General features: G+C 72.8%; 23 protein-coding genes and 1 pseudogene. 14 read left to right on the top strand and 10 right to left on the bottom strand.

Going from position 1 to position 24,739, the window contains the following annotated elements; all coding sequences use genetic code 11:
• The first annotated feature begins 288 nt into the window (after positions 1 to 288).
• Genes paaA through paaE form a run of 5 tightly spaced genes read left to right on the top strand, consistent with a single transcriptional unit; the run spans position 289 to position 3,962 of the window.
• Positions 289 to 1,365, top strand: a complete 1,077-nt coding sequence (paaA, locus tag AB0K80_RS29340) for a 1,2-phenylacetyl-CoA epoxidase subunit PaaA (protein ID WP_365674800.1) — start codon at positions 289 to 291, stop codon at positions 1,363 to 1,365.
• The gene (paaB, locus tag AB0K80_RS29335) at positions 1,362 to 1,649 is read left to right on the top strand and encodes a 1,2-phenylacetyl-CoA epoxidase subunit PaaB (protein WP_365674798.1); all 288 of its coding nucleotides are present in this window, start codon (positions 1,362 to 1,364) and stop codon (positions 1,647 to 1,649) included. Before paaA ends, paaB begins: the two co-directional genes overlap by 4 nt.
• Positions 1,646 to 2,377 carry a 1,2-phenylacetyl-CoA epoxidase subunit PaaC gene (gene paaC / locus AB0K80_RS29330; RefSeq protein WP_365674796.1) on the top strand — a complete coding sequence of 244 codons (732 nt, stop codon included), beginning with the start codon at positions 1,646 to 1,648 and terminating at the stop codon, positions 2,375 to 2,377. Before paaB ends, paaC begins: the two co-directional genes overlap by 4 nt.
• Complete coding sequence (gene paaD, locus AB0K80_RS29325) at positions 2,371 to 2,904, top strand: 1,2-phenylacetyl-CoA epoxidase subunit PaaD (RefSeq protein WP_365674794.1); 534 nt, start codon at positions 2,371 to 2,373, stop codon at positions 2,902 to 2,904. Before paaC ends, paaD begins: the two co-directional genes overlap by 7 nt.
• Positions 2,904 to 3,962, top strand: a complete 1,059-nt coding sequence (gene paaE / locus AB0K80_RS29320) for a 1,2-phenylacetyl-CoA epoxidase subunit PaaE (RefSeq protein WP_365674792.1) — start codon at positions 2,904 to 2,906, stop codon at positions 3,960 to 3,962. Before paaD ends, paaE begins: the two co-directional genes overlap by 1 nt.
• 95 nt (positions 3,963 to 4,057) lie before the next feature.
• On the opposite strand, the gene AB0K80_RS29315 is transcribed toward paaE, so the two are convergent.
• From AB0K80_RS29315 to AB0K80_RS29300, 4 genes are all read right to left on the bottom strand, one after another.
• Positions 4,058 to 4,387: a rhodanese-like domain-containing protein gene (locus tag AB0K80_RS29315; protein ID WP_365674940.1), complete on the bottom strand. Its 330-nt coding sequence runs from the start codon at positions 4,385 to 4,387 to the stop codon at positions 4,058 to 4,060.
• Between the two features lie 28 nt (positions 4,388 to 4,415).
• Positions 4,416 to 5,210 (bottom strand): hypothetical protein, encoded by a 795-nt coding sequence (locus AB0K80_RS29310; protein ID WP_365674790.1) that lies wholly within the window; start codon positions 5,208 to 5,210, stop codon positions 4,416 to 4,418.
• Between the two features lie 68 nt (positions 5,211 to 5,278).
• A complete protein-coding gene (locus tag AB0K80_RS29305; protein ID WP_365674939.1) occupies positions 5,279 to 6,655 on the bottom strand; it encodes a DUF2252 domain-containing protein in 1,377 nt (458 codons plus the stop codon).
• A gap of 353 nt (positions 6,656 to 7,008) precedes the next feature.
• A complete protein-coding gene (locus AB0K80_RS29300; protein WP_365674788.1) occupies positions 7,009 to 7,662 on the bottom strand; it encodes a ScbR family autoregulator-binding transcription factor in 654 nt (217 codons plus the stop codon).
• Between the two features lie 162 nt (positions 7,663 to 7,824).
• On the opposite strand from AB0K80_RS29300, the gene AB0K80_RS29295 reads away from it, so the two are divergent.
• Positions 7,825 to 8,814: a ScbA/BarX family gamma-butyrolactone biosynthesis protein gene (locus AB0K80_RS29295; RefSeq protein WP_365674787.1), complete on the top strand. Its 990-nt coding sequence runs from the start codon at positions 7,825 to 7,827 to the stop codon at positions 8,812 to 8,814.
• Entirely contained in the window at positions 8,811 to 9,743 is a 933-nt protein-coding gene (locus tag AB0K80_RS29290; protein ID WP_365674785.1) for an NAD-dependent epimerase/dehydratase family protein, read from the top strand. The genes AB0K80_RS29295 and AB0K80_RS29290 overlap by 4 nt, the downstream gene beginning before the upstream one ends.
• A 124-nt stretch (positions 9,744 to 9,867) precedes the next feature.
• Here the strand turns inward: AB0K80_RS29290 and AB0K80_RS29285 are convergent, their stop codons facing one another.
• Together AB0K80_RS29285 and AB0K80_RS29280 are read right to left on the bottom strand one after the other, a co-directional pair.
• The gene (locus AB0K80_RS29285; RefSeq protein ID WP_365674783.1) at positions 9,868 to 10,500 is read right to left on the bottom strand and encodes a response regulator transcription factor; all 633 of its coding nucleotides are present in this window, start codon (positions 10,498 to 10,500) and stop codon (positions 9,868 to 9,870) included.
• Positions 10,500 to 11,771, bottom strand: a complete 1,272-nt coding sequence (locus AB0K80_RS29280) for a sensor domain-containing protein (RefSeq protein WP_365674938.1) — start codon at positions 11,769 to 11,771, stop codon at positions 10,500 to 10,502. Before AB0K80_RS29280 ends, AB0K80_RS29285 begins: the two co-directional genes overlap by 1 nt.
• A gap of 527 nt (positions 11,772 to 12,298) precedes the next feature.
• Here AB0K80_RS29280 and AB0K80_RS29275 point away from each other — a divergent pair.
• The 7 genes from AB0K80_RS29275 (at position 12,299) to AB0K80_RS29245 (ending at position 20,656) form a co-directional block, all read left to right on the top strand.
• Positions 12,299 to 13,036: an ABC transporter ATP-binding protein gene (locus AB0K80_RS29275; RefSeq protein WP_365674781.1), complete on the top strand. Its 738-nt coding sequence runs from the start codon at positions 12,299 to 12,301 to the stop codon at positions 13,034 to 13,036.
• Positions 13,030 to 15,489, top strand: a complete 2,460-nt coding sequence (locus AB0K80_RS29270; protein ID WP_365674779.1) for an ABC transporter permease — start codon at positions 13,030 to 13,032, stop codon at positions 15,487 to 15,489. Before AB0K80_RS29275 ends, AB0K80_RS29270 begins: the two co-directional genes overlap by 7 nt.
• Positions 15,490 to 15,977: 488 nt before the next feature.
• Positions 15,978 to 17,426, top strand: a complete 1,449-nt coding sequence (locus tag AB0K80_RS29265) for a four-carbon acid sugar kinase family protein (RefSeq protein ID WP_365674777.1) — start codon at positions 15,978 to 15,980, stop codon at positions 17,424 to 17,426.
• Positions 17,426 to 18,289 carry a class II fructose-bisphosphate aldolase gene (locus AB0K80_RS29260; protein ID WP_365674776.1) on the top strand — a complete coding sequence of 288 codons (864 nt, stop codon included), beginning with the start codon at positions 17,426 to 17,428 and terminating at the stop codon, positions 18,287 to 18,289. The genes AB0K80_RS29265 and AB0K80_RS29260 overlap by 1 nt, the downstream gene beginning before the upstream one ends.
• Before the next feature lie 139 nt (positions 18,290 to 18,428).
• Positions 18,429 to 19,121 carry an aspartate/glutamate racemase family protein gene (locus AB0K80_RS29255; protein WP_365674774.1) on the top strand — a complete coding sequence of 231 codons (693 nt, stop codon included), beginning with the start codon at positions 18,429 to 18,431 and terminating at the stop codon, positions 19,119 to 19,121.
• 61 nt (positions 19,122 to 19,182) lie between these two features.
• A complete protein-coding gene (gene otnI, locus AB0K80_RS29250) occupies positions 19,183 to 20,028 on the top strand; it encodes a 2-oxo-tetronate isomerase (RefSeq protein ID WP_365674772.1) in 846 nt (281 codons plus the stop codon).
• Between the two features lie 274 nt (positions 20,029 to 20,302).
• Positions 20,303 to 20,656 carry a cupin domain-containing protein gene (locus AB0K80_RS29245; protein ID WP_365674770.1) on the top strand — a complete coding sequence of 118 codons (354 nt, stop codon included), beginning with the start codon at positions 20,303 to 20,305 and terminating at the stop codon, positions 20,654 to 20,656.
• Between the two features lie 75 nt (positions 20,657 to 20,731).
• On the opposite strand, the gene AB0K80_RS29240 is transcribed toward AB0K80_RS29245, so the two are convergent.
• The 4 genes and pseudogenes from AB0K80_RS29240 to AB0K80_RS29225 form a co-directional block, all read right to left on the bottom strand.
• Positions 20,732 to 21,715 (bottom strand): D-2-hydroxyacid dehydrogenase, encoded by a 984-nt coding sequence (locus AB0K80_RS29240; RefSeq protein ID WP_365674768.1) that lies wholly within the window; start codon positions 21,713 to 21,715, stop codon positions 20,732 to 20,734.
• Position 21,716: 1 nt separating this feature from the next.
• Positions 21,717 to 23,168 carry an NAD-dependent succinate-semialdehyde dehydrogenase gene (locus AB0K80_RS29235; RefSeq protein WP_365674766.1) on the bottom strand — a complete coding sequence of 484 codons (1,452 nt, stop codon included), beginning with the start codon at positions 23,166 to 23,168 and terminating at the stop codon, positions 21,717 to 21,719.
• A 41-nt stretch (positions 23,169 to 23,209) separates the two neighbouring features.
• Positions 23,210 to 24,490: an FAD-binding oxidoreductase gene (locus AB0K80_RS29230; protein WP_365674764.1), complete on the bottom strand. Its 1,281-nt coding sequence runs from the start codon at positions 24,488 to 24,490 to the stop codon at positions 23,210 to 23,212.
• Between the two features lie 144 nt (positions 24,491 to 24,634).
• Positions 24,635 to 24,739, bottom strand: a pseudogene (locus AB0K80_RS29225) (ectoine/hydroxyectoine ABC transporter ATP-binding protein EhuA); the annotation flags it as partial.

Below are 24,739 nucleotides of genomic sequence, written 5' to 3'. Positions count from 1 at the left end.
GTCGTATCACCGGCGCCGCCCGCGCCACCGCACCCGGCACGGTACTCAGGCCCACCCGCCGGGCACAGCCCCACTGCGACAGCCCAGCGCGTGGCCGTGGCCACACGACGGCGACCGTACGGCCCGACCGGCGGCGCGGGGCAGCCGGACCGGGTTGTCCACAGGGGACTCCGGCAGGTTATCCACAGCGGTTGACACCTTACGGCGGCCGTCACACCATGGAATCGCACGAACCGAACGATCGGTCGGGAGTCTTGCTCCCAGCAGAGCCCAGCTCGAGGGGGACCCATGGCGACAGCAGCCGCGCAGCAGACGGGCCGCAGCCAGGCGTACGGCACACCGGACGGGGCCGGCGACGGCGACACCGCCGCGTACGAGCGCGCCTTCGACGCGGCCCTGGCCGCCGACGAGCGCATCGAGCCGCGCGACTGGATGCCGGACGCCTACCGGGCGACGCTCGTCCGGCAGATCGCCCAGCACGCCCACTCCGAGATCATCGGTATGCAGCCGGAGGCCAACTGGATCACGCGCGCGCCCTCACTGCGCCGCAAGGCCATCCTGATGGCCAAGGTCCAGGACGAGGCCGGGCACGGCCTGTACCTGTACAGCGCCGCCGAGACGCTCGGCGTCAGCCGTGACGAACTGCTCGACAAGCTGCACGCCGGCCGGCAGAAGTACTCCTCGATCTTCAACTACCCCACCCTGACCTGGGCGGACGTCGGCGCGATCGGCTGGCTGGTGGACGGCGCCGCGATCACCAACCAGGTACCGCTGTGCCGCTGCTCGTACGGGCCGTACGCCCGCGCGATGATCCGCATCTGCAAGGAGGAGTCCTTCCACCAGCGCCAGGGCTACGAGCTGCTGCTCGCCCTCAGCCGCGGCACGCCCGAGCAGCACGCGATGGCGCAGGACGCGGTGAACCGCTGGTGGTGGCCGTCGCTGATGATGTTCGGCCCGCCCGACGACGCCTCCCAGCACTCCGCGCAGTCGATGGCCTGGAAGATCAAGCGGCACTCCAACGACGAGCTGCGTCAGCGCTTCGTCGACATCTGTGTCCCGCAGGCCGAGTCCCTCGGCCTGACCCTCCCCGACCCCGAGCTGAAGTGGAACGAGGAGCGGGGGCACTACGACTTCGGCCCGATCGACTGGACGGAGTTCTGGGACGTCCTCAAGGGCAACGGTCCGTGCAACGAGCAGCGGCTGAACCAGCGCCGGCGGGCCCACGAGGAGGGCGCCTGGGTCCGGGAGGCCGCCGCGGCCTACGCCGCCAAGCACACCACCACCAAGCACACCACCGACAAGCACACCACCGCCCGGCACCCCAGCGGCGGAACCACCGGCGAGCGCGAGGAGGCGCGGGCATGAGCACCACCGACTGGCCCCTGTGGGAGGTCTTCGTGCGCTCGCGCCGGGGCCTGTCCCACACCCACGCCGGCAGCCTGCACGCGCCCGACGCGGAGCTCGCCCTGCGCAACGCCCGCGACCTGTACACCCGGCGCGGCGAGGGCGTCTCCCTCTGGGTGGTGCCGTCCGCCGCGATCACCGCCTCCTCGCCCGACGAGAAGGACCCGTTCTTCGAGCCGGCCGCCGACAAGCCGTACCGGCACCCCACGTTCTACGAGATCCCGGAGGGGGTGCAGCACCTGTGACGGCCCAGGAGACGACGACCGTGCCCACCGCGGCGGCCCTCGCGCTCGGCGACGACGCCCTCGTGCTCTCCCACCGGCTGGGCGAGTGGGCGGGCCACGCGCCCGTGCTGGAGGAGGAGGTCGCCCTCGCCAACATCGCCCTCGACCTGCTCGGCCAGGCCCGCGTCCTGCTGTCGCTGGCCGGCGACGAGGACGAGCTGGCCTACCTGCGTGAGGAGCGCGCCTTCCGCAACCTCCAGCTGGTGGAGCAGCCCAACGGCGACTTCGCCCACACCATCGCCCGCCAGCTGTACTTCTCCACCTACCAGCAGTTGCTGTACACGGAACTGGCCGCCGGGGACGGCCCGTTCGCACCGCTGGCGGCGAAGGCCGTCAAGGAGGTCGCCTACCACCGGGACCACGCCGAGCAGTGGACCCTGCGGCTCGGGGACGGCACGGAGGTCAGCCACGAGCGGATGCGGCGGGCGTGCGAGGCGCTGTGGCGCTACACCGGCGAGATGTTCCAGCCGGTCGAGGGGCTCGACGCCGACTGGGCGGAGATGGAGGCCGTCTGGCTGGAGCAGGTCGGGGACGTGCTGCGCCGGGCCACCCTCGCGGTGCCCGAGGGTCCGCGCTCGGGTGCCTGGTCGGCCGGGGCGGGCCGGCAGGGCCTGCACACCGAGCCGTTCGGGCGGATGCTCGCCGAGATGCAGCACCTGCACCGCAGCCACCCGGGGGCGACATGGTGACGGTCACCCCGCTGGAGGCGGAGCTGCTGGAACTCGCCGGGTCGGTACCCGACCCCGAGCTGCCCGTGCTCACCCTGCGCGAGCTGGGGGTCGTGCGCGCGGTGCACCTGCGCGGTGCGGACGCCGTCGAGGTGGAACTGACCCCGACGTACACCGGCTGCCCGGCGATCGAGGCCATGTCCCTGGACATAGAGCGGGTGCTGCGCGAGCACGGCATGCGGGAGGTCAGCGTCCGCACGGTGCTGACACCCGCCTGGTCGACGGACGACATCTCCGAGGAAGGGCGGCGCAAGCTGCGCGCGTTCGGGATCGCTCCGCCGCGCGTGCGGCAGCCGGGTGCCGGCGGCCCGGTGACCGTCTCCCTCGGGCCGACGCGCACCGTGGCCCCCGAGGAGGACCCCGTCCGCTGCCCGCACTGCGGATCCGCCGACACCGAGCTGCTCAGCCGGTTCTCCTCCACCGCGTGCAAGGCGCTGCGGCGCTGCCTGTCGTGCCGTGAACCGTTCGACCACTTCAAGGAGTTGTGATGGCGCGCTTCCACCGGCTCCGGGTGGCCGCGGTCGACCGGCTCACCGACGACTCCGTCGCCCTCACCCTGGCCGTGCCGCCACAGCTGCGGGAGGAGTACCGGCACGCCCCGGGACAGCACCTCGCCCTGCGGCGCACCGTCGACGGCCGGGAGATACGCCGGACGTACTCGATCTGCTCCCCCGCCCCGGACGGCGAGGGACCGCGGGAGTTGCGGGTCGGGGTGCGGTTCGTGGAGGGCGGGGCCTTCTCGACGTACGCGCTGAAGGAGATCGGCGTCGGGGACGAGCTGGAGGTGATGACCCCGGCCGGCCGGTTCACGCTCCAGCCCGCTCCCGGTCTGTACGCGGCGATCGTCGGCGGCAGCGGCATCACCCCGGTGCTGTCGATCGTCGCCACACTGCTGGCGCGCGAGCCGCGGGCCCGGTTCTGCCTGATACGCAGCGACCGGACGACCGCCTCGACGATGTTCCTGGAGGAGGTCGCCGACCTGAAGGACCGCTATCCGGAGCGGTTGCAGCTGGTCACGGTGCTCTCCCGGGAGGAACAGCAGGCGGGGCTGCCGTCCGGGCGGCTCGACCGGGAGCGGCTGACCGGGCTGCTGCCGGCGCTCGTGCCGGTCGAGCAGGTGGACGGCTGGTTCCTGTGCGGGCCGTACGGGCTGGTGCAGGAGGCGGAGCGGGCACTGCGCGGACTGGGCGTGGTGCGGGCGCGTATCCACGAGGAGATCTTCCACGTGGACGCCGGCACCGCCTCCGCGCCGCGGACCCCGGCCCCCTCGCACAGCACGGTCACCGCCCGGCTCGACGGACGCGGCGGGACCTGGCCCGTCCAGGACGGTGAGTCACTGCTGGAGACGGTGCTGCGCAACCGGCCCGACGCGCCGTACGCCTGCAAGGGCGGGGTGTGCGGGACCTGCCGGGCCTTCCTGGTCTCGGGCGAGGTGCGCATGGACCGCAACTTCGCGCTGGAGCAGGAGGAGACCGAGGCGGGGTACGTGCTGGCGTGCCAGTCACATCCGATGACGGAGCGGGTGGAACTGGACTTCGACCGGTAAACCGGCCCCACAGCCGCGCCGGTCCACGACGGTCCGGGCCCTCGGCGAAGGCCAGCAGCCCTCCCTACGGCGGCCCGGCCCCGGCTCCCGGCTACCTACAGGACATGCCCAGGCTGTCCGTCGTCCGTGATCACGGGGCGGCCCGCGGCCTCCCACACCTGCATGCCGCCGTCGACGTTCACCGCGTCGATGCCCTGCTGGACCAGGTACATCGTGACCTGGGCCGACCGGCCGCCAGAGCGGCAGATCACATGGACGCGGCCGTCCTGCGGGGCGGCCTCGGTCAGCTCGCCGTAGCGGGCCACGAACTCGCTGAGGGGGATGTGCAGCGCCCCTTTAGCGTGACCCGCCTTCCACTCGTCGTCCTCGCGGACGTCCAGCAGGAAGTCGCCGTCCTCGAGGTCCGCGACCTGGACCGTGGGCACACCAGCTCCGAAAGTCATGCCTCCGACGCTACCCGAGCAGCGCCGCGAGCTCCGTCTCGCGCTCGGCGATCTGCGTCATCAGCTGCCGGGCGATGTCGTCCAGGAGACCGTCCGGGTCGTCCGGGGCGAGCCGGAGCATCGCGCCGATGGCGCTGTCCTCCAGCTCCTTGGCGACCACGGTGAGCAGCTCCTTGCGCTGGGCCAGCCACTCGAGGCGGGCATAGAGCTCCTCGCTGGGGCTCCGGCGCGGCTTCAGCTCCGGTCCCGCGTCCCACTCCTGCGCCAGCTCGCGCAGCTCGGCCGCGTCGCCGCGGGCGTAGGCGGCGTTGACGCGGGTGAGGAACTCCTCGCGGCGCCGGCGTTCCTTGTCCTCCTGCGCGAGGTCCGGGTGGGCCTTGCGGGCCAGCTCGCGGTACAGCTTGCGGGCCTCCTCGCTGGGACGCACCCGCTGCGGCGGCCGGACCGGCTGGTCGGTGAGCATCGCCGCGGCCTCCGGGAACAGGCCCTCGCCGCCCATCCAGCCGTGCAGCAGCTCCTCGACACCCGGGATCGGCGCGAGGCGGGCCCGCAGCTCCTGGGCCTTGCGGACGTCCTCCGGGTCACCGGTGCGGGCGGCTCTGGCCTCGGCGATCCGCGCGTCCAGTTCCTCGAGCCGGGCGTACATCGGGCCGAGCTTCTGCTCGTGCAGCCGCGAGAAGTTCTCGACCTCGACGCGGAAGGTCTCCACCGCGATCTCGTACTCGATCAACGCCTGCTCGGCGGCCCGCACGGCCTGCTCCAGCCGCTCCTCGGGGCGTGGCTGCTCAGCTTCCGGGGTCGTCACCCGACCAGCGTAGGGCACGCCGCGGGGACCTCCGGGGTCATGGGTCACCCCACCGGTGCCCCAGGGCGCTACACCCCCAGCTCCGCGGCGATCCTCCCCGCCCGCACCGCCGCCACCAGTGCGGCGTGGTCCGCCTCCGTGCGGTCGGCGTACGACACCGCGAACGCGGCGATGGCCTCGTCGAGCTCCTCGTTCTTGCCGCAGTAGCCGGCGACGAGGCGGGGGTCGGCGCTGTGGGAGTGGGCGCGGGCCAGCAGGGCGCCGGTCATGCGGGCGTAGTCGTCGATCTGGTCGGCGGCCAGGGCGGCGGGGTCGACGCTGCCCTTGCGGTTGCGGAACTGGCGGACCTGGAAGGGGCGGCCGTCGACCGTCGTCCAGCCCAGCAGGACGTCGCTCACGACCTGCATGCGCTTTTGGCCCAGCACGATCCGGTGGCCCTCGTGGCCGGTCGGCGGGGCCTCGAAGCCGGCTGTCACCAGGTGCGGCACGAGCGCCGACGGGCGGGCCTCCTTGACCTGGAGCACCAGCGGCTCGCCCCGGTGGTCCAGGAGGAGCACCACGTACGAGCGGGTGCCGACACTGCCCGTGCCGACGACCCGGAACGCCACGTCGTGCACCGCGTGCCGGGCCAGCAGCGGCAGGCGGTCCTCGGGCAGCGTGGTCAGGTACTGCTCCAGGGACGCCGCCACCGCGGCGGCCTGCGCGTCGGGGACGCGCCGCAGCACCGGCGGGGCGTCCAGGAAGCGCCGTCCGCCGTCCTCGGTCGGCTCGGTCGACCGGGCCGCGAAGCGCCCGCTGGTGTTCTGGCGCGCCTTCTCCGAGACCCGTTCCAGCGTGCCGAGCAGGTCGTGGGCGTCGGTGTGGGAGACGAGCTCCTCGTCCGCGATGGCGTTCCACGCGTCGAGGACGGGCAGCTTGGCCAGCAGCCGCATGGTGCGGCGGTAGGCGCCGACGGCGTCGTGTGCCGCCCGGCGGCAGGTGTCCTCGTCCGCGCCGGCCTCCCGGCCGGCGAGCACCAGGGAGGCCGCGAGGCGCTTGAGGTCCCACTCCCAGGGGCCGTGCACCGTCTCGTCGAAGTCGTTGAGGTCGATGACGAGGCGGCCGCGGGCGTCCCCGTAGAGGCCGAAGTTGGCCGCGTGGGCGTCGCCGCAGATCTGGGCCCCGATCCCGGTCATGGGGGTGCGGGCCAGGTCGTACGCCATGAGCCCGGCCGCGCCGCGCAGGAAGGCGAAGGGGGTGGCCGCCATCCTGCCGACCCGGATCGGGGTGAGCTCGGGCAGCCGTCCCCGGTTGGACTCCTCCACCGCGCTCACCGCGTCGGGGCGGGCGGCGTCCAGGTCGAGCGTGGCGTGGGCGCGGCGCGGGACACGCTTGCGCAGGGCCTTGCCCTCGTCCTTGGGCGAGCCCTGGGCGGGCCACTCGGCGAAGCCCGGCACCCGCGGCAGCCGGCGCGCCCTTCCGGCGTCGGCCGGCCCACCGCCTTCCGCGACGCCACCAGTACCTTCACGGTCGGCACCTCCGGGACCGGAACCAGCACCCGCGCCGGCCCCGCCCGGCACCCCACCCACGTCCACCCCGGTCACCGCAACCGCCTCCCCCGCCTCACACCCATGAGCACCACTGAGCAACACCGAGCACCGCCGAGCACGCCGAGCACCACCCACGCACCGCCGAGCCCAGCAGCACTCGACACCCGTCGCCACCCGCACGAACATCAACGCGTGCCGACCGTACAACCGCCGGGCCGCACGGCGTCAGCCCCTGTGGACAACTCCCGGGCTGTGGACAACTCTCTCCCTCACCCCGCCACCGACTCCAGCCTCTCACCGCTCTCCGCCAGCACCCGCCCCGCGCGCTCCGCGGAGATGTCGAGCCGGGCCAGTACCGCCGGCACGGCGACGCTGGGCAGGAAGTGGTCGAACAGCACGACGACCCGGCGTTCCAGGTCCTCCCGCTGGCAGCGCAGCTGGGACAGCAGCTGCACCCCCGAGAAGCTCGCGACCAGCAGTTCCGCCGTCTCCGTCACCTTGACGTGCGGCAGCAGCTCCCCCTGCGCCTTGGCCTCCGAAAGCGTCCGCGTGGTCTGGTCGATCCACATCCGGAATGCCGGAGTCCGGTCCAGGCCCAGCGCCCCCTGGTCGAGGGCCAGTCCGACACTGGCCCGCACCAAAGGCTCCTCGCGCAGCCGCCGGGCCAGGACCAGGCCGGAGTCGACCAGTTCCTGCAGCTTGCTGGCCTGCGGCGGCAGAGAGATGGCGAGCTGTTCCTCGAAGACGCCGAGGGCCAGCTCCTCCTTGGAGCCGAAGTGGAAGTACAGCGCGCCCTTGGTCACGCCCGCTCGCTGCAGGATCTCCCCGATGGTCGCCGAGGTGTAGCCCCGTTCGTCGAAAACGGCCGCGGCCGCCTCCAGGATGGTGCGCCGGGTACGGATCGCGCGCTCCTGTCGCGCCATCGGTGCCTCCTGATCTGCCGTGGATCTGCGTGAAGTCGCTCTGAGGGGTGGGCGCTTGGGCTCGTCTCCAGCGGTGTGATCAACCCTTGGAAATAAACCGGCTCGTCCGTATCTTAATTTCACACCGCACGGAGCCAGGCCGTCGAATCCCGGGGGTTCCTCATGCCGAAGACAGGTGCTTTAAGCACAGCCACAGAGGATCAGACCGGACCTCGGGGGGATCCGGCGCACGGAGCCGACGAGATAGGTCGCGTCCTGAAGGTCACCAGCGAACTCGCCCACCGCTCCCGCGCGTCGGACGTCTTCCCGGTGGAGTGGGTCCGGGTGTCCGACACCCGTTTCCGCGTCACCGCCCGCTGGCCGGGCGACCACCCCTTTTTCGGGCCCGTGGACGACCTCCACCAGGACCCGATGGTGGTGGGAGAAACGTTGCGTCAGACCTCGATGGCGCTCGCCCACGCCGCGTTCGGCGCCCCGCTCGACACGCACTTCGTCATGTGGGACCTGTCGGTCGCCGCCGACCCGTCCGCCCTGCTGGTGTCGGACGCGGCGGAGCCGGTCACGATCGACGTGGTCTGCTCGGAGATACGCCGCCGGGGGCGCGGCCTGCACAGCATGCGGACGACGATGGAGTTCCGCCGGGCCGGACGGCTCGTGGCCCGCGGCACCGGCAGCACCGGCTGTACCTCACCGGCTGCCTACCGCCGCCTGCGCGCGAGCCAGTTGGCCCGCGTCGGCGCCCCGGTTCCGCTGCTGCCGGGCATACCGCCGGAACTGGCCGGTCGCGACCGCGCCAGGGACGTCGTCCTCGCCCCCGCCGACCGCCCCGGCGTCTGGCGGCTGCGTGTGGACACCGGCCACCCGGTCCTCTTCCACCGCCCCAACGACCACGTGCCGGGCATGGTCCTGTTCGAGGCCGCCCGTCAGGCCGCCACCGCGGCGTCCGGCAGGCGGCCCTTCCTGCCGTCCTCGATGACGGCCACCTTCAGCCGGTACGCCGAACTGGACACCCCCTGCCTGCTGGAGACGGAGGTGCTGGCCGAGGAAGCGGATCAGGTGACCGTACGGGTGTCGGGCCGGCAGGACGGCGAGTCCGTCTTCACGGCCACCCTGACGGCCGCTCAGCGGGCCCCGGTACGGTCCCTGTCGTGACCGTCAACCTCCTGATCACGGGCGCGACGGGGTTCATAGGAAGCCGGGTCGCGGCCGCCGCCGCCCGGCGCCCTGAGGTGCGCGTACGGCACCTGTCCCGCCGCCCGCACGCCGAGCACGCCGGCGACGGCGTCGTGCCCGGCGACCTCGCCGATCCGGCGTCCCTGCGCGGCAGTTGCGCGGACACGGACGTGCTCGTCCACTGCGCCTCGCAGATCGGCGGCGACCCCGAGACCGCCGCGGCCGTCAACGACCACGGCACACGCGCCCTCGTGGCGGAGGCGGTGCGCTGCGGCGTCCGCCGCATCGTGTACGTCAGTACGGCCGCCGTGTACGGCAGGGGCCCCTTCCGCGGGCTGCTCCCGGGCGAGGCGCCGCTCGCCCCCGCTTCTGCCACCAGCCGCAGCCGGGCCGCGGCCGAGCGGCACGTCCTCGACGCGGACGGCCTGGTCCTGCGACCGCACCTGGTGTACGGCACGGGCGACCGCTGGGTGATTCCCGGACTGGTGGGGCTGCTGCGCGAGGTGTCCGCGTCGGTGACCGGGTGCACGGCCCGGCAGTCGATGATCGACGTGGAGACGCTCGGCCGGGCCGTGGTGGCCGCCGCACTGTCGCCGTCGCACGGCCCCGGTGTGCACCACGTCAACCACCCCGAGCCCGTCCCCTCCTCCGCGCTGCTCGAGGCCGTGGCCACGCACGTCACGGATGCCGGGGGCGGAGCGGCGGTGGACGTCGCCACCGCCCGCGCCCGGACCGCCGGGTCGCCGCAGGCACGGCATCACCTCGACATGCTCACCGTCGACCACTGGTTCGCGGACGACGGCTTCTGGAAGGACCTCGACTGTGCTCCGGGCACGGGGTTCGCGGACACGTTCCCGAGGTCGGCGCCCTGGTACCGGACGTTCCTCGGGTGCACCGTCGGGAGTTGACGGCTCGGGCCGTCGTGCCCGGTGGGTTCACCGGGCGACGCACAGCGCCCGTCCCGGGGCTGCGCCGGGGGTGTGCCGTACCTCTGCGGGGTGCGGAGGGACACCCCCCGGTACTACACCTGGCTCACGTGCGCAGGTACGCCAGCACCGCCAGCACCCTGCGGTGCGTCCCGTCCGCCGGAGGCAGGTCCAGCTTGGTCAGGATGCTGCTGATGTGCTTGCCGACCGCCGCCTCGGACACCACCAGCTCGCGGGCGATCGCGCCGTTCGACTTGCCCTGCGCGATCAGCGCCAGCACCTCCCGCTCCCGCGGGGTCAGCCGCTCCAGCGGATCCCGGCGCCGGCGCAGCAACTGCCGTACGACCTCGGGATCGACGACCGTGCCGCCGTCCGCCACCTCGCGCAGCGCCTCGACGAACTCCTCCACCTGACCGACGCGGTCCTTCAGCAGATAGCCGACGCCCGTGCCGTCCCCGGAGTCCAGCAACTCGGAGGCGTACGTCCGCTGTACGTACTGGCTGAGGACCAGCACGGGCAACGTGGGCCGCCGCTCGCGCAGCCGTACCGCCGCGTGCAGACCCTCGTCCTGGAAGCCGGGCGGCATGCGCACGTCCGTCACGACGATGTCGGGCTGGTGCTCCTCGACCGCGGCCACCAGCGCCTCGGCGTCTCCTACGGCGGCGGCCACCTCGTGTCCGCAACGGTTGAGCAGGCCGATCAGCCCCTCCCGCAGCAGCACGCTGTCCTCGGCCAGCACTACGCGCAGCGGTCGGTCAACTCGCTTACCGTACAAGGGATCTCCACACGCAGCAGGGTCGGTCCGCCCGGGGGACTGGACAGGGAGAGTCTGCCATTCAGCGCCGACACCCGGTCCGCGAGTCCGGTCAGCCCGCTGCCGGCTCCCGCATCGGCACCGCCCCGGCCGTCGTCGCTCACCTGCAACGCAAGGCGCCCGTCGCGATGCCCGCCGCTGACCCGTGCCCGGTTCGCGCCGCTGTGCTTGGCGACGTTGGCGAGCGCCTCGCACACCACGAAGTACGCGGCGCCCTCCACCGACGCCGGCAGCCGTCCGGGCAGGTCCAGTTCCACGTCGACCGGGACGACGGAGCGGTCGGCGGCATCGGCGACCGCCGCTTCCAGGCCGTAGTCGGCGAGCACCTTGGGATGGATGCCGTGGATGAGCTCGCGCAGCTCCTCCAGGGCCATGCCCGCCTGAGCGTGCGCCTCGGCGAGCTGGTCGGCCAGCGGGCCGGGCGGCGCGTCCAGGCGGGCCAGGCCGAGTGCCATGGTCAGCGCCACCAGGCGCTGCTGCGCCCCGTCGTGCAGATCGCGCTCGATGCGCCGCCGTTCCGCCTCGAAGGCGTCCACCAGCCGCACCCGCGACCGGGTCAGTTCGACCACCTTGGCGTCCAGGTCGGCGTCGCGGGGGGCGATCAGCAGCCGGGTCAGTTCGGCCCGGGCACCCGCGGCCACGCCCAGCACGTAGGCGCCGACCGCCAGCAGAAGCAGTCCCAGCACCGCGACGCCGAACGCCGTCGGCCAGGTGGTGACGGTCCACTGTTTGAGGACCTTCGCCTCCTCGCCACCGCCGATGGTGGCCATCAGCACCGGCGTGGCGACCATGGACACCGGGAAGACCAGGGCGACCGTGACGGCGAGCGCGTCCACCGGCCACAACAGGGCCGAGAACAGCAGGGCGTAGCCGAGCTCGCGCCAGGTGGCCTGCTCGCGCAGCCGGGTCGTCAGCCAGGCCCACAGCCCCCCGGAGGTGACGGGCTGGTGCCGGCCGTGCGCCGGATCGAGGTCGACCAGCCACAGTCTGCGCCGCTCCACCCACGCCACCGGAAGGCCCGCGAGGGCCGTGAGGACCAGCAGCGGCAGCCCGACCAGCACGATGGCGAGCACGCCACCGACCGCGGCGGCGGTCACGATCCCGACCAGGGCGACGACTCCCGTCACCGCGCCGGTCAGCAGGTAGGCGACCGAGCGCCACGGCCACGCCGACGCCAGGAAGCCCGGGCGGGCCATGGCCTGCCACACATTCCGAGGCTGCATGCCGATCACCGTAGAACTCCCGTGCGGGCGGACACCATCGGTCCAGGGGGCGGACCACGGGTAGGGCCGGCCCTACCCCGCCGCGCGGGCGGCGGGTCACGGTCCCCCGGGTGCAGGCTCTTGCCACCGCAGCCTGCTGCCAAGCCGAAGGCATGATCCCGCCAAGGTGTGGCGCAAACATGGCCGAAGCAGCCGCTGCGGGCGCTCGGCGCCTCCCCCCGGCCATGTGCCGTCCGTCCTCCGCGGGCGGCCCCTGTCTGCCGGACGATCTGATCCACCGCCACCCCAGCCGCACGGCGGACCGCCGGCTGACCGACGGGAGTTGACCGGAGCCTCACGGATAGGCCTGGCCCTACCCCAGATCTCGCTCCCGCCGCACTGCGCCGAGGTGCACCGTCACGGTTTCGTGGTGGCCTCAGGAGACGGCAGGGGGGCGTCATGACGACGGCTTGGCTCGCACAGCACCCGAAGTGGGGACAGATGAATCCGAGTGGGGACAGATGAACAACGACGCGATCCAGTTGCGCTCCGTCAGCAGGCGCTACGGGTCGGGAGACAGCGCCGTGACGGCTCTCGACCAGGTCTCCCTCTCCTTCCCCAGGGGCACCTTCACCGCCGTCATGGGCCCTTCGGGCTCCGGCAAGTCGACCCTCCTGCAGTGCGCCGCGGGCCTGGACCGCCCCACGTCGGGGTCGGTCACCGTGGGCGACACAGAGCTGACCAAGCTCAGCGAGACCAAGCTGACCCGCCTGCGCCGCGACCGCATCGGGTTCGTCTTCCAGGCCTTCAACCTGCTGCCGTCGCTGACCGCCGAGCAGAACGTGGCGCTGCCCCTGCGCCTGGCCGGCCGGCGCGTCCCCAGGGCGCAGGTGCGCGAGGTGCTCCAGCAGGTCGGCCTCGGCGATCGGGCGCGGCACCGGCCCACCGAGATGTCCGGCGGCCAGCAGCAGCGGGTCGCCCTGGCCCGGGCCCTGATCACCCGCCCCGAGGTGCTGTTCGGTGACGAGCCGACCGGAGCGCTGGACTCGCAGACCAGCCGTGAGGTGCTGGCGCTGCTGCGCGGCATGGTCGACCGCGAGGGTCAGACCATCATCATGGTCACCCACGACCCGGTGGCCGCCTCCTACGCCGACCGCGTGGTCTTCCTCGTCGACGGGCGGGTCAACGGAGAGCTCGCCGGGGCGAGCGCCGACGACATCGCCACGCGCATGACCAAGCTGGAGGGCGTGCCGTGCTGAGCGTCGCCCTGCGCACCCTGCGCACCCGCTGGGTCACTTTCGCCGGCAGTTTCGTCGCGCTGTCCCTGGGCGTCGCACTGCTCGCCGTGATGGGCCTGGCCCTCGCCTCCTCGCTGGACGGGCCCGAGCGGCAACCGGAGCGGTTCGCGGCCGCGCCGGTCGTGGTCAAGGGGCAGGACACGCTGCGCGTGCCGACCCCGATCGGCGACCACACACAGAGGCTCGCCCAGCCGCGGGCGGTGCCCGCCGCGACCGTCGCGAAGCTGGAGAAGCTCGGCACCGTCGTCGAGGACCGGTCCTTCGCCGTACGGGCGCAGGGCGGTCCGGGCGACCTGGTGGGCCACCCCTGGTCCACGGCCCGGTTCGCCCCGTACGAGATCGAGGCGGGGCGCGCGCCGCGTACGGCCGGTGAGGTCGTCGTCAACGGCGACTGGGCCGCGCCCGGCCAGAGCGTGCGCACCGACCTCGGCACCGTACGGGTCGTCGGCACCGTCGCCGGCCGCGGAGCCCGGTCCTTCGAGAACGCGGTGTTCTACACCGACGCCCAGGCCGCCCGGCTGGCACCGTCGAGCGTGCAGCTGGTGGTGGACGCCGAGGCGTCGGCCGTCCGCCGGGTGGTGGGCGACAGCGCGCAGGTGCTCACCGGCAACGCGCGCCGGTACGCCGACGCCGACCCCGACCGGGACAGCGAGGCGCTGACCGCGATGAACGCCATGTTCGGCACGGCCGGCGGCGTCACCGCCTTCGTGTCGGTGTTCGTGGTGGCCTCCACCTTCGCCTTCGCCGTCGCCCAGCGGCGCCGCGAGTTCGGCCTGCTGCGCACCGCCGGGGCCACGCCGGGCCAGATCCGCCGGATGGTGTTCGCCGAGGCCCTGCTGGTCGGTGTGCTCGCGTCGGCCGCCGGCTGCGTGCTCGGCGCGTACGGGGCGCCGCGGCTGGCCGACTGGGTGGTCGACGGGGAGCTGGCGCCGTCCTGGTTCGCCATCGGCGACTACACCTGGCCGTACCACATGGCCTTCTGGACGGGCCTGCTCGTCGCCCTGTGCGGCGTGGTCGCCGCCTCCTGGCGGGCCGGCCGCACAGGTCCGACGCAGGCGCTGCGTGAGGCGGCCGTGGACACCAGGGCGATGACGTGGGGCCGCCGGCTGTTCGGGGCGGGTCTGCTGCTGACCGCCGTGGTGACGCTCGGCATCGCCCTCGCCGGGAATCCGGGCGACCTGCTGCACCGCAAGACCTATGTGAGCCGGCCGATGCTGCTGATCACCGCGGTCGCGCTGCTCGCGCCGGTCGTGGTGCGCCCGCTGACCCGGCTGCTGGCGTGGCTGCCCGCCCGGCTGCCGGGCGCCGGCGGCATGCTGGTCCGCGAGAACGCGGCCGCCGGCGTGCGCCGTACCGCCGCGACCGCGGCGCCCGTCCTGGTCACGGTGGCCCTCGCGGGCTCGCTGCTGGGCGCCACCGCGACGCTGAACAAGGCGAAGGCCACCGAGTCGCGGGAGCAGACCGCCGCCGCCTTCGTCGTCACCGCCCCGGGCGATGCGGGGTTCGACCCGCAGACGCTCGACCGGCTGCGCGCGGTGCCCGGCGCCGAGGTGTCCGCGACCGCGTCGAGCGCCGTGTACGTCCTGGAGGAAGGCGTGGCGCTCATCAAGTCCGAGGCCCGTGCCGCCGACCCCGAGGCGCTGGCGGCCACCAGGCGACTGCCGCTGGCCGCCGGCAAGGCGACCGATCTCGACGACGGCTCGATCATCGTCAACGAGGAGTGGGAGCGGCACACCGTGGGCGAGCGGGTGCGGGTGTGGCTGGGCGACGGTACGGAGAAGACGCTGCGGATCGCCGCGGTGATGACCACCGGCACCGGCGACAACGGCGTCTACGTCACCCCGGCCAACGCCCCCGGCGCGCCCGTCGACCGGGCCGACGTCGCCCTGGCGGACGGGGCCGACGCCGGTGCGGTGGCCGCCGGGCTGCGCAAGGCGGTGGGCGCCGCGGGCGGGCAGGTCCTCACCAAGGACCAGTGGGTGCGGGCGACCTACCCCGAGACCAACCGCACGACCCGGCTCGGCTTCCTGCTGGTCCTCGGCATCGCCCTGCTGTACACCGGTATCTCCCTGGTCAACACGATGGTCATGGCGACCTCCGACCGGGTGCGCGACCTGGCCGTGCTGCGACTGGCCGGGGCCACCCAGTGGCAGGTGCTGCGGCTGGTGGGCGCCGAGGCGCTGACGGTCGTCGCCGTCGGCGGACTGCTCGGGCTGCTGGTCGCCGGACTCAACCTGGCGGGCATGTGGGGGGCTTTGCGCCTGCTGTCGGTGCGCACCACGATCGAGCTGCCGTGGGAGACCATCGGGGCCACCGTCGGCGCCTGCGCGGTGCTGGCCGTGGTCGCCTCGGTGGCCGCCGCGGTGCCGGCGCTGCGACGCGGGGCGGTACACCTGGCCGGCGTACGCGAGTGATCCCTGTCCCGGCGCCGGACGGTCCGTTCCCCCGGCCCGGCCGACGCCGGCCTCCGCGCCGCGCGGTGCCGCGACCACGCCGTCCCTTATAGGGCGGCCTTATAAGGCACATCGGGATCGCGTCTTGGACGCGCTGCTCGGCCCACTGCTGCAATCGGCCGTATGACGAACCAACCACCGCACCGTCCTCATCCACGGTGACGCCCTCTCGCCGGCACCGCCTGGTTCCTGCCGTTCGGCGGCGCTTCGTTCTGAGCCGATACCGACGGCGGTGACACTGCGAAGACTCTCCGCGCCGTGATCGCGGTAAGTCCCCACCACCCTGGCGGGTCGTGCTCGCTCGCCCCCCTTTGCTGCACCCCACGCACACACCGCCCCGAACCCGTACATCGGCTACGAGGCAGCCACCGGCACCGCCCCGGAGGCCCTCGCCAGCGGGCGCGGGGCGGCAGAACTCGTCACTACCCGTAAGGGAGCAGGAATTCGCCATGCCCCTACCCCTCCCTGCCCAGACGCGGACCGTCCCCGAGGCAGCGGTCCTGGAAGGGCTGCCCCCGGTCCGCGAGGTGAGCGCCGCGGAAGTGGCCGCCCGCATATCCGGCGGCCCCCGTCTCGTCGTCCTCGACGACGATCCCACCGGCACCCAGACGGTGGCCGACGTGCCCGTCCTGACGTCCTGGACGGTGGACGACCTGCGCTGGGCGCTGCGCCAGGACAGCGCCGTCTTCTTCGTCCTCACCAACACCCGCAGCCTGTCCCCCGAGGACGCGGCCGCCCGCAACCGCGAGGTCGTCCGCGCCCTGCACGCGGCGTCGGCGGCCGAGGGCACCGGCTACGTCCTGGCCAGCCGCGGCGACTCGACGCTGCGCGGCCACTTCCCGCTGGAGACCGACGTCCTCGCCGAAGAGCTGACCGAGCTGGACGGCCAGGCTCCGGACGGCGTCGTACTGGTCCCCGCCTACCTCGAGGCGGGCCGGCTGACCGTCGGCTCCCGCCACTGGATGCGGACGGCAGAGGGGCTGCTGCCGGTCGGCGAGAGCGAGTTCGCCCGTGACGCCACCTTCGGCTACCGCAGCTCGTCGCTGCCCGAGTGGGTCGAGGAGAAGACGGGCGGACGCGTGCCCGCCGACGAGGTCCTGCGCGTCACCCTCGACGACCTGCGCGGCGGCGGCCCGGCGCACACGGCGCGGCTGCTGTCCGCGCTGCGCGGCGGACGGGTGGCCGTGGTCGACGCGGTGTGCGACGACGATCTGCGGGTGCTCGCCCTGGCCCTCGCTCAGGCGGAGGAGAACGGCACGCGGCTGCTGTACCGGGTCGGGCCGTCCTTCGTCAGGGCCCGCGCCGGACAGGCCGGGCGGGCACCGCTCACCCCGGCCGAACTGCGCCCGCTGCGCGGCGACGCACCGCACGGCCTCGTCGTCGTGGGGTCTCATGTCGCGCTGACGACACGGCAGTTGGACCGGCTGCGGGAGCGGGGCGGGATCGCCGAGTACGAGCTGGACGTGGCCCTGCTGCTCGACGAGAAGCGGCGTGACGCCCACATCGCCGAGGTCGCGGCCGCGGCCGCCGGCGCGCTGGACTCGGCCGACGCCGTGATCCGCACCTCTCGCGTGCTGGTGACGGGTGCCGACGCGGACGACAGCCTGGCGATCTCCCGCCGGGTCTCCGCCGCGCTCGTGCAGGCCGTGCGCCAGGTCAACGCCACCCGGCGGCCCGCTTTCGTCGTCGCCAAGGGCGGTATCACCTCCAGCGACACCGCCACCCACGGCCTGCGGATCCGCCGTGCCTGGGCCCGGGGCACGCTGCTGCCGGGCATCGTCTCGCTCTGGGAGCCCGTGGACGGCCCCGCCGCCGGCATCCCGTACATCGTCTTCGCCGGGAACGTCGGGGGCCCCGACGCCCTCGCCGACGCCCTCGACCTGCTCAGGAGTGCCTGATGCTGCTGCACGGAACCGATGCCCTGAAGCAGGCCGCGGCCGCCGGTCACGCCCTGCCCGGGTTCGTCGCCTACAACCTGGAGACGGTTCAGGGCATCACGGCCGCCGCCGAGGCTGCCGGACGGCCGGTCATCATCCAGGCGGGCTCCAGTCCCTTCAAGCACGCCGGCCGCGAGGCCCTGATACGGCTGGCGCTGGACGCCGCCGCACGGTCCACGGCACCGCTCGGTGTGCACCTCGACCACAGCCGGGACCTGGACGAGATCACGGCCTGCCTGGAGGCCGGCTACACCTCTGTCATGGTCGACGGCTCCCACCTGCCGTTCGCCGAGAACATCGCCTTGACGAAGGAGGCGGTCCGCCGGGCCCGCAGCCACGGTGCCTGGGTGGAGGCCGAGCTCGGTGCCCTGCCGGGCGACGAGGACGTCTCCACCGACGCCGTCGCGCCTGCCGCGGCGATGACCGACCCGCGGCAGGCGGCTGAATTCGTGGCCGCGACGGGCGTGGACGCGCTCGCCGTCGCCGTCGGCAACGTCCACGGCTTCACCAAGCACCCGGTCCGCCTGGACCTGGAGCGGCTGGCCGCGATCCACGAGGCCGTAACCGTCCCGCTGGTCCTGCACGGCGCCAGCGGTCTGCCCGTCGAGGAGCTGCACGGCGCCCTCGCCCGAGGCGTCGCCAAGGTCAACGTCAACGCGGAACTGCGCCGCGCCTGTCTGGAGGCCACCCGCGTGACCCTCCCGTCCGCGTTGCCCGGCTCCGACGTCGTCTCCCTGTGGGCGGCCTGCCGCGACGCGGTCCGGGACGCCGCCCTGGAGGTCATCGGCCGCCTGAGCCCCCGCGCCGAGGAGACGCACACATGACCTGAACTCAGCCGGCTGGCCCCGAGCCGCACCACCGCGACGGACACCAGACCGTCGTACGCCCGTTCGCACCGCTTCGTCCCGTGCTCTCGTGCCCGCACCGGCACGCGGCCCGATACCTCACCCTGTCGGAGACACCATGTCCACCCCTCCCTCGATCGCCGTGCTGCACACCAGCCTGCTGTTCGTCAGCCCCGATTCGGTCATCAACGAACACCTCGCGGAACTCGCGCCGGACGCCAAGGTCCTGCACTTCGTCGACAGCGACGTGCTCGCTGCCGTGGTGCGCGACGGTGGGATCTCGCCCGCCAGCACGCAGCGCATGGTGCACCTGGCGCAGGCCGCGGAGGCCGCGGGGGCCGATGTCATCTTCTCCGCCTGCTCCTCGGTCGGTCCGGCCATCGATGTGGCCCGACGCCTGGTCTCCGTCCCGATCGTCAAGATCGACGACGCGATGACCGCGTCCGCGGTCGAGACCGCTGACACGGTCGGCGTCCTGGCCACGGTCCCCACGACGCTGCCGCCGACCCGGGCCCTCGTCGAGGAGAAGGCCCGGGCGGCCGGCCGCGACATCACCGTCCAGGAGCGGCTCTGCGAGGGCGCCTTCTCGGTGCTGATGTCCGGTGACCGCGACCGCCACGACGCGATGGTGCTGGACGGGGCACGGGCGCTGGCCACCGAGGTCGACGTGATCGTGCTGGCCCAGGCGTCCATGGCACGGCTGGCTCCCGCGATCGCCGAAGCCGTCGGCAAGCCCGTGCTCTCCAGCCCCCGCAGCGGAGCGGAGGACGCGGTGCGTGTACTGAACGAGCAGACGGCCGAACCTGTGTGAGCAAGAAGCAGGCCGTCAACCACTGCCCCTGGCCGTCCCGGGCCGGAACACAGGAGCCAGCATGCCGAGGTTCGCAGCGAACCTGTCCATGATGTACACCGAGCACGACTTCCTCGACCGCTTCGCCGCGGCCTCGGCTGACGGCTTCCAGGCCGTGGAGTACCTCTTCCCCTACGCGTACGACGCAGCCGAGCTGCGCCGCCGGCTCGACGACCACGGCCTGGAGCAGGTGCTCTTCAACGCACCTCCCGGAGCGTGGGAGTCCGGAGAGCGCGGGATGGCGGCACTGCCCGGACGCGAGGCGCAGGTGCGTTCCGGGGTCGACCGGGCGCTGGAGTACGCGGCGGCGCTGGGCTGCCCGCGGGTGCACCTGATGGCCGGGCTGGTCCGACCGGACGCGCCACCGGCCGAGCGGGCCCAGCACCGTGACACCTACCTGACCAACCTGGCCTGGGCCGCGGAGCGGGCCGCCGCGGCCGGCGTCGACATCCTGATCGAGCCGATCAACGGCCGCGACATGCCCGGGTACTTCCTGAGCACCCAGGCGGAGGCCCACGCCGTGGTGCGGGAAGTGGGGGCCCCGCATCTCAAGGTGCAGCTCGACCTCTACCACTGCCAGATCGTCGAGGGCGACCTCACCACGACCCTGCGCCGCGACCTGCCCACCGGCCGGGTCGGTCATCTGCAGATCGCGGGCGTGCCCGACCGGGGCGAGCCCGACCGGGGTGAGCTCAACGTCCGCCACCTGCTCGACGTGGTCGACGAGCTGGGCTTCGACGGCTGGATCGGCTGCGAGTACCGCCCCCGCGCCGGCACGAGCGAAGGTCTGCGCTGGCTCCACGACCACGGGAGCCACCGAGGGCGACGCCGGAATGCTCCACACGACGGGTCCCAGCCTCCCGCCTGACACAACGTCCGAACTCCGTGCCCGCGACGGACACATCACGCCTGTGCCCCGTGCGGAGCGTCAGAAATACTCGATGGGCCGGAGCAGTCGCACGCTCCACGCCGCCGGTGCAGGCCGGTTCCAGCATCACGCCCGGCACGGTCGATCCGGTTCAGGTCGCGCCTTCGGTGATCGGCACGCCGTCACCACCACCAGCGGCGCAGGACGGACAGCGCCACCCGCATGGTCGCCGGGCGATGAGTTTCGTCTTTGTCAGATCCACCAGAGGAAAAGCATGTCGCTCCTGAAGACCATCGATCCCGACCCCTCCTTCGCCCCCCAGGAGTCCGGCCCGCTGCCGGAACGCCTGATTTCCGGCAACCCGACGTACAAGACCTGGGCCCAGGACTCCGCCCGCGGGGAAACGATCAAAACGGGCGTCTGGGAAGCCACGCCCGGCGAGACGCACTCGATCAAGGGCGAGACCTTCGAGTTCTGCCACATCCTTTCCGGCGTCGTCGAACTCACGCCGGAAGGCGGCGAGCCGGTGGTCTACAAGGCAGGCGACAGCTTCGTCATGAAGCCGGGCTACGTCGGTGTCTGGAAGACGATCGAAACCGTGCGCAAGATCTACCTGACCGTTTCGTAAACCCGGCTCCGCGATGCGGTGGGGGGCGAGGGGACCGGGCGGCTACCGCCCGGCCCCTTGCTGATCTGCTCGCCTTCAGGCGGGGTGCGTGTCGTCGACCACGTATCCGCGCCGCCTGTCCACCACGTTGCGCAGTGGCCGGCCCTCGACGTGCCGGGCGAGGTTGTCGAGGAACACCTCGACGAGCGCCTCCCGCTCGCTGGTGGTCTCGCCCGCCGTGTGCGGGGAGATCATCACGCCGGGCATGTTCCACAGGGGAGACTCGGCGGGCAGCGGTTCCTGGGCGAACACGTCCAGGGCCGCGCCGGCGAGCCGCCCGGCGGCGAGGTGGTCGATCAGCGCCTCCTCGTCGACGAGTCCGCCCCGGCCTACGTTGATCAGCCGCGCCCCCGGCTTCATGGCGGCGAGCACGGAGGCGTCGACCATGCCCCGGGTGTCCTGGGTGAGGGGTGCGGCCAGGACGAGGTAGTCCGCTTCCGTCAGCGCGGAACGCAGGCTCCTCGCACCGTGGACCGTGCCGAAGTCGGGGTCGTCCCTGCGGGCCCTGCGGCCCGCGCCGCACACACGCATCCCCACAGCGCGCAGCAGCCGGGCGATGGCCCGGCCGATCGGCCCCGTCCCCCAGACCAGCACGGTGCGTCCGGTGATGGAGTCACTGGGGCGCGGACGCCACTCGCGGCGCTGCTGGTGCTCCCAGGTGCCGGGGAAGTCCTTGGCGAGGGCGAGGATCAGGCCGAGGACGTACTCGGCGGTCGGCTGCTCGTACACCCCGCGGGCGTTGGTCAGGACAACGCGCGGGTCGTCCACCAGGGCGGGGAACAGGAGGGAGTCAACGCCCGCTGAGGCCGCGTGGACCCAGCGGGGCGCCTTCTCCGGATCGTCGGGCCAGGCCTCGCGGACGGCCGGGGTGTTGGTGACCCAGGTCAGGAGGATGTCGGCGCCGGGGAGGAGGTAGGGCAGTTCCTCCTCGGTGGCGTAGACGGTGTCCGCGAGGCGTTCGATGCGTGCGGTGGCGGGGGGCCGGTTGCCGCGGTGGAGCACGACGAGTCGGTCGCGCATGTCAGGCTCCGACAGGGACGGCCATGTACTTGTACTCCAGGAACTCGTCGATGCCGACGCGTCCGCCTTCGCGTCCCAGGCCGGACTGCTTGACGCCGCCGAAGGGCGCGGCGGGGTTGGAGACCAGTCCGGTGTTGAGGCCGATCATGCCGCTTTCGAGGCGTTCGGCGACGCGCAGGGCGCGGTCGAGGTTCTGGGTGAACAGGTAGGCGGCCAGGCCGAATTCGGTGTCGTTGGCGGCGGCGACGGCCTCGTCCTCGGTCTCGAAGGTACGGATCGCGGCGACGGGGCCGAAGATCTCGGTGTCGATGATCGCGGAGTCGGGGGCGATGCCGGTCAGGACGGTGGGCGGGTAGAAGCAGCCGGGCCCTTCGGGGAGTTCACCGCCGGTCAGGACGGTGGCGCCGCGCTTGACGGCGTCCTGCACCAGGTCGTGGGCCTTGCTGCGGCCGGCCGCGTCGATGAGGGGGCCGACGTCGGTGCCGGGCTGGGTGCCGTCGCCGACCTTCAGAGCGGCCATGCGGGCGGCGAGACGCTGGGCGAACTCGTCGGCGACCGCGGTGTGGACGAAGATGCGGTTGGCGGCGCAGCAGGACTCGCCCATGTTGCGCATCTTGGCGACCATGGTGCCCTCGACGGCCACGTCGAGGTCGGCGTCGTCGAAGACGATGAGGGGGGCGTTGCCGCCCAGTTCCATGCTGGTGCGGATGACGGTGTCGGCGCACTGGGCCAGCAGGATCCGGCCGACCTGGGTGGAGCCGGTGAAGGAGAGCTTGCGGATCTGCCCGCCGCGCAGGAGGGGCTCGACGACGCCGGCGGCGTCGGAGGTGACGACGATGTTGAGGACGCCATCGGGCAGGCCGGCCTCCTTGAGAAGGGCGGCCAGGGCGAGGCTGGTCAGGGGCGTCTGGGGGGCGGGTTTGAGGACGATGGTGCAGCCGGCGGCGATGGCGGGGCCGATCTTGCGGGTGCCCATCGCCAGGGGGAAGTTCCAGGGGGTGATGAGCAGGCAGGGGCCGACGGGCTGACGGCTGACCAGCAGGCGGTTCCGGCCGTCGGGGGAGGTCATCATGCCGCCGTCGATCCGCACGGCTTCCTCGGAGAACCAGCGGAAGAACTCGGCGCCGTAGGCGACTTCGGCACGCGCCTCGGCCAGGGGCTTGCCCATCTCCAGGGTCATCAGCAGCGCGAGGTCCTCGGTGCGGGCGATGATGAGGTCGTAGGCGCGGCGCAGGATCTCGCTGCGCACCCGGGGCGGGGTGGCGGCCCAGGCGGGCTGGGCGGCGACGGCCGCCTCGACGGCACGGCGGCCGTCGGCGGGTGAGGCGTCGGCGACCCGGCACAGTTCCTCGCCGGTGGCCGGGTTGTCGACGGACAGGGTCCGGCCGGACTCGGCGTCCTGCCAGGCACCGCCGATGAACAGCTGCTTGGGGACATCACGGACGACAGACATGGGGGTATCTCCTTGGAGGCGTGGAAGGGGCTGCCGACCGGTCAGCGGATGCGGTCCAGCGTCTTGTAGTAGGCGCCCGCGAAGGGCAGGAACCAGGCGGTGCCGTTGTAGAGGGGGATGCGGGGCGGGGCGATGTCGCGGACGGGGCTGACCTCGGGGTGGCCGTCCATCACCTCGGCCATGACGTGCCCCATGTGCGTGGCCATCTGCACGCCGTGGCCCGCGTATCCCATCGAGTAGTAGACGCCGTCCTCGGTCTGCCCGGCGTGCACGATGCGGTCCATCGCGAAGCCGACGGAGCCGCCCCACACGTACTCGATCTTGGTGCGGGAGAGCTGGGGGAAGAGCTGGCACATCTCACGGAACAGGACCGCTCCGCTCTTCTTGTCCGAGGTGGGGTCGGACGGCGCGAAGCGGGCACGGCCGCCGAACAGCAGCCGGTTGTCCGGGGTGAGCCGGAAGTAGTGGCAGACCTTGTTGGAGTCGACGATGAGGCGGCCCTTGGGGATGATGTCCCGGGCGAGTTCCTCACCGAGCGGCTCGGTGACGATGATGAAGCTGCCCACACACACCTGCTGGCGGCGCAGCCACGGGAAGTTCTTGTCGGTGTAGGCGTCGGTGGCCATCATGACCTGCCCGGCCCGGATGACACCGCGCTCGGTGCTGACCTCGAACCGGCCGGCGGCCGTGCGCCGTACGCCGATGGCCGCGTTGCGCTCGTGGATCTCCACACCGGTGCGCTCGCACGCCTCGGCCATACCGCGCACGAAGCGGCCGACGTGCAGTGCGGCGCTGAACGGGTCGAGCAGGCCGCCGTGGTAGGCGTCGGAGCCGATCTCGGACCGCAGCTCGGCCTTGCCGATCAGCGTGGTCTCGTGTCCGAAGTACTTGGCCAGGTCGCGCTGTTGGGCCTTCTTGCTCTCGAAGTGGGCGGGGCGGGACGCGACACCGAGACGTCCGACGCGGCGGAACTGGCAGTCGATGGACTCCTCGTTCACGAGCCGCTCGACGGTGTCCACCGCCTCGCCGTAGGAGTTGTAGATCTCGCGGGCCCGCTCCAGGCCGTACCGTCGGATGGCCTGGCGTACGCCGATGGTGAACCCCAGGTTCGCCATGCCGCCGTTGCGGGCGGAGGCACCGGAGCCGATCTGGCCCTTCTCGACGAGGGTGACGCGGGCGCCCTTGCGGGCGGAGTGCAGGGCGGTGGACAGACCCGTCAGGCCGGCCCCGATGACCACCAGGTCGGTGTCCTCGGTCAGCGGCTTGCCGGACCGGTCGGGAAACGCCCCGGCGGTTTCTATCCAGTAGGGGATCGTCTTCATGTCGGGTCCTTAGCGGGGAGTTTCGAGTGGGGGCGGCCGGGCGCCACCAGGGGCCCGGCCGACGGCGCTGTCAGCGCTGCGACGGTCGGATGGACGTCGACCTGAGGGCGTTGAAGACGGGGACCGGCAGGGTTCCAGCCGCTTCTACAGGACCCTTTCGAGGAAGGCCTGGGTTCGTTTCTCGCGTGGGTTGCCCAGGACTTCGCGGGCGTCGCCGCGTTCGACGGCGATGCCGCCGTCCATGAAGAG

This window comes from Streptomyces sp. NPDC052682 (genome assembly GCF_040678435.1).
Taxonomy (GTDB): domain Bacteria; phylum Actinomycetota; class Actinomycetes; order Streptomycetales; family Streptomycetaceae; genus Streptomyces.
The sequence above is the reverse complement of the archived record's forward strand: the minus strand, read 5'-3'. Positions and strand labels throughout refer to the sequence as shown.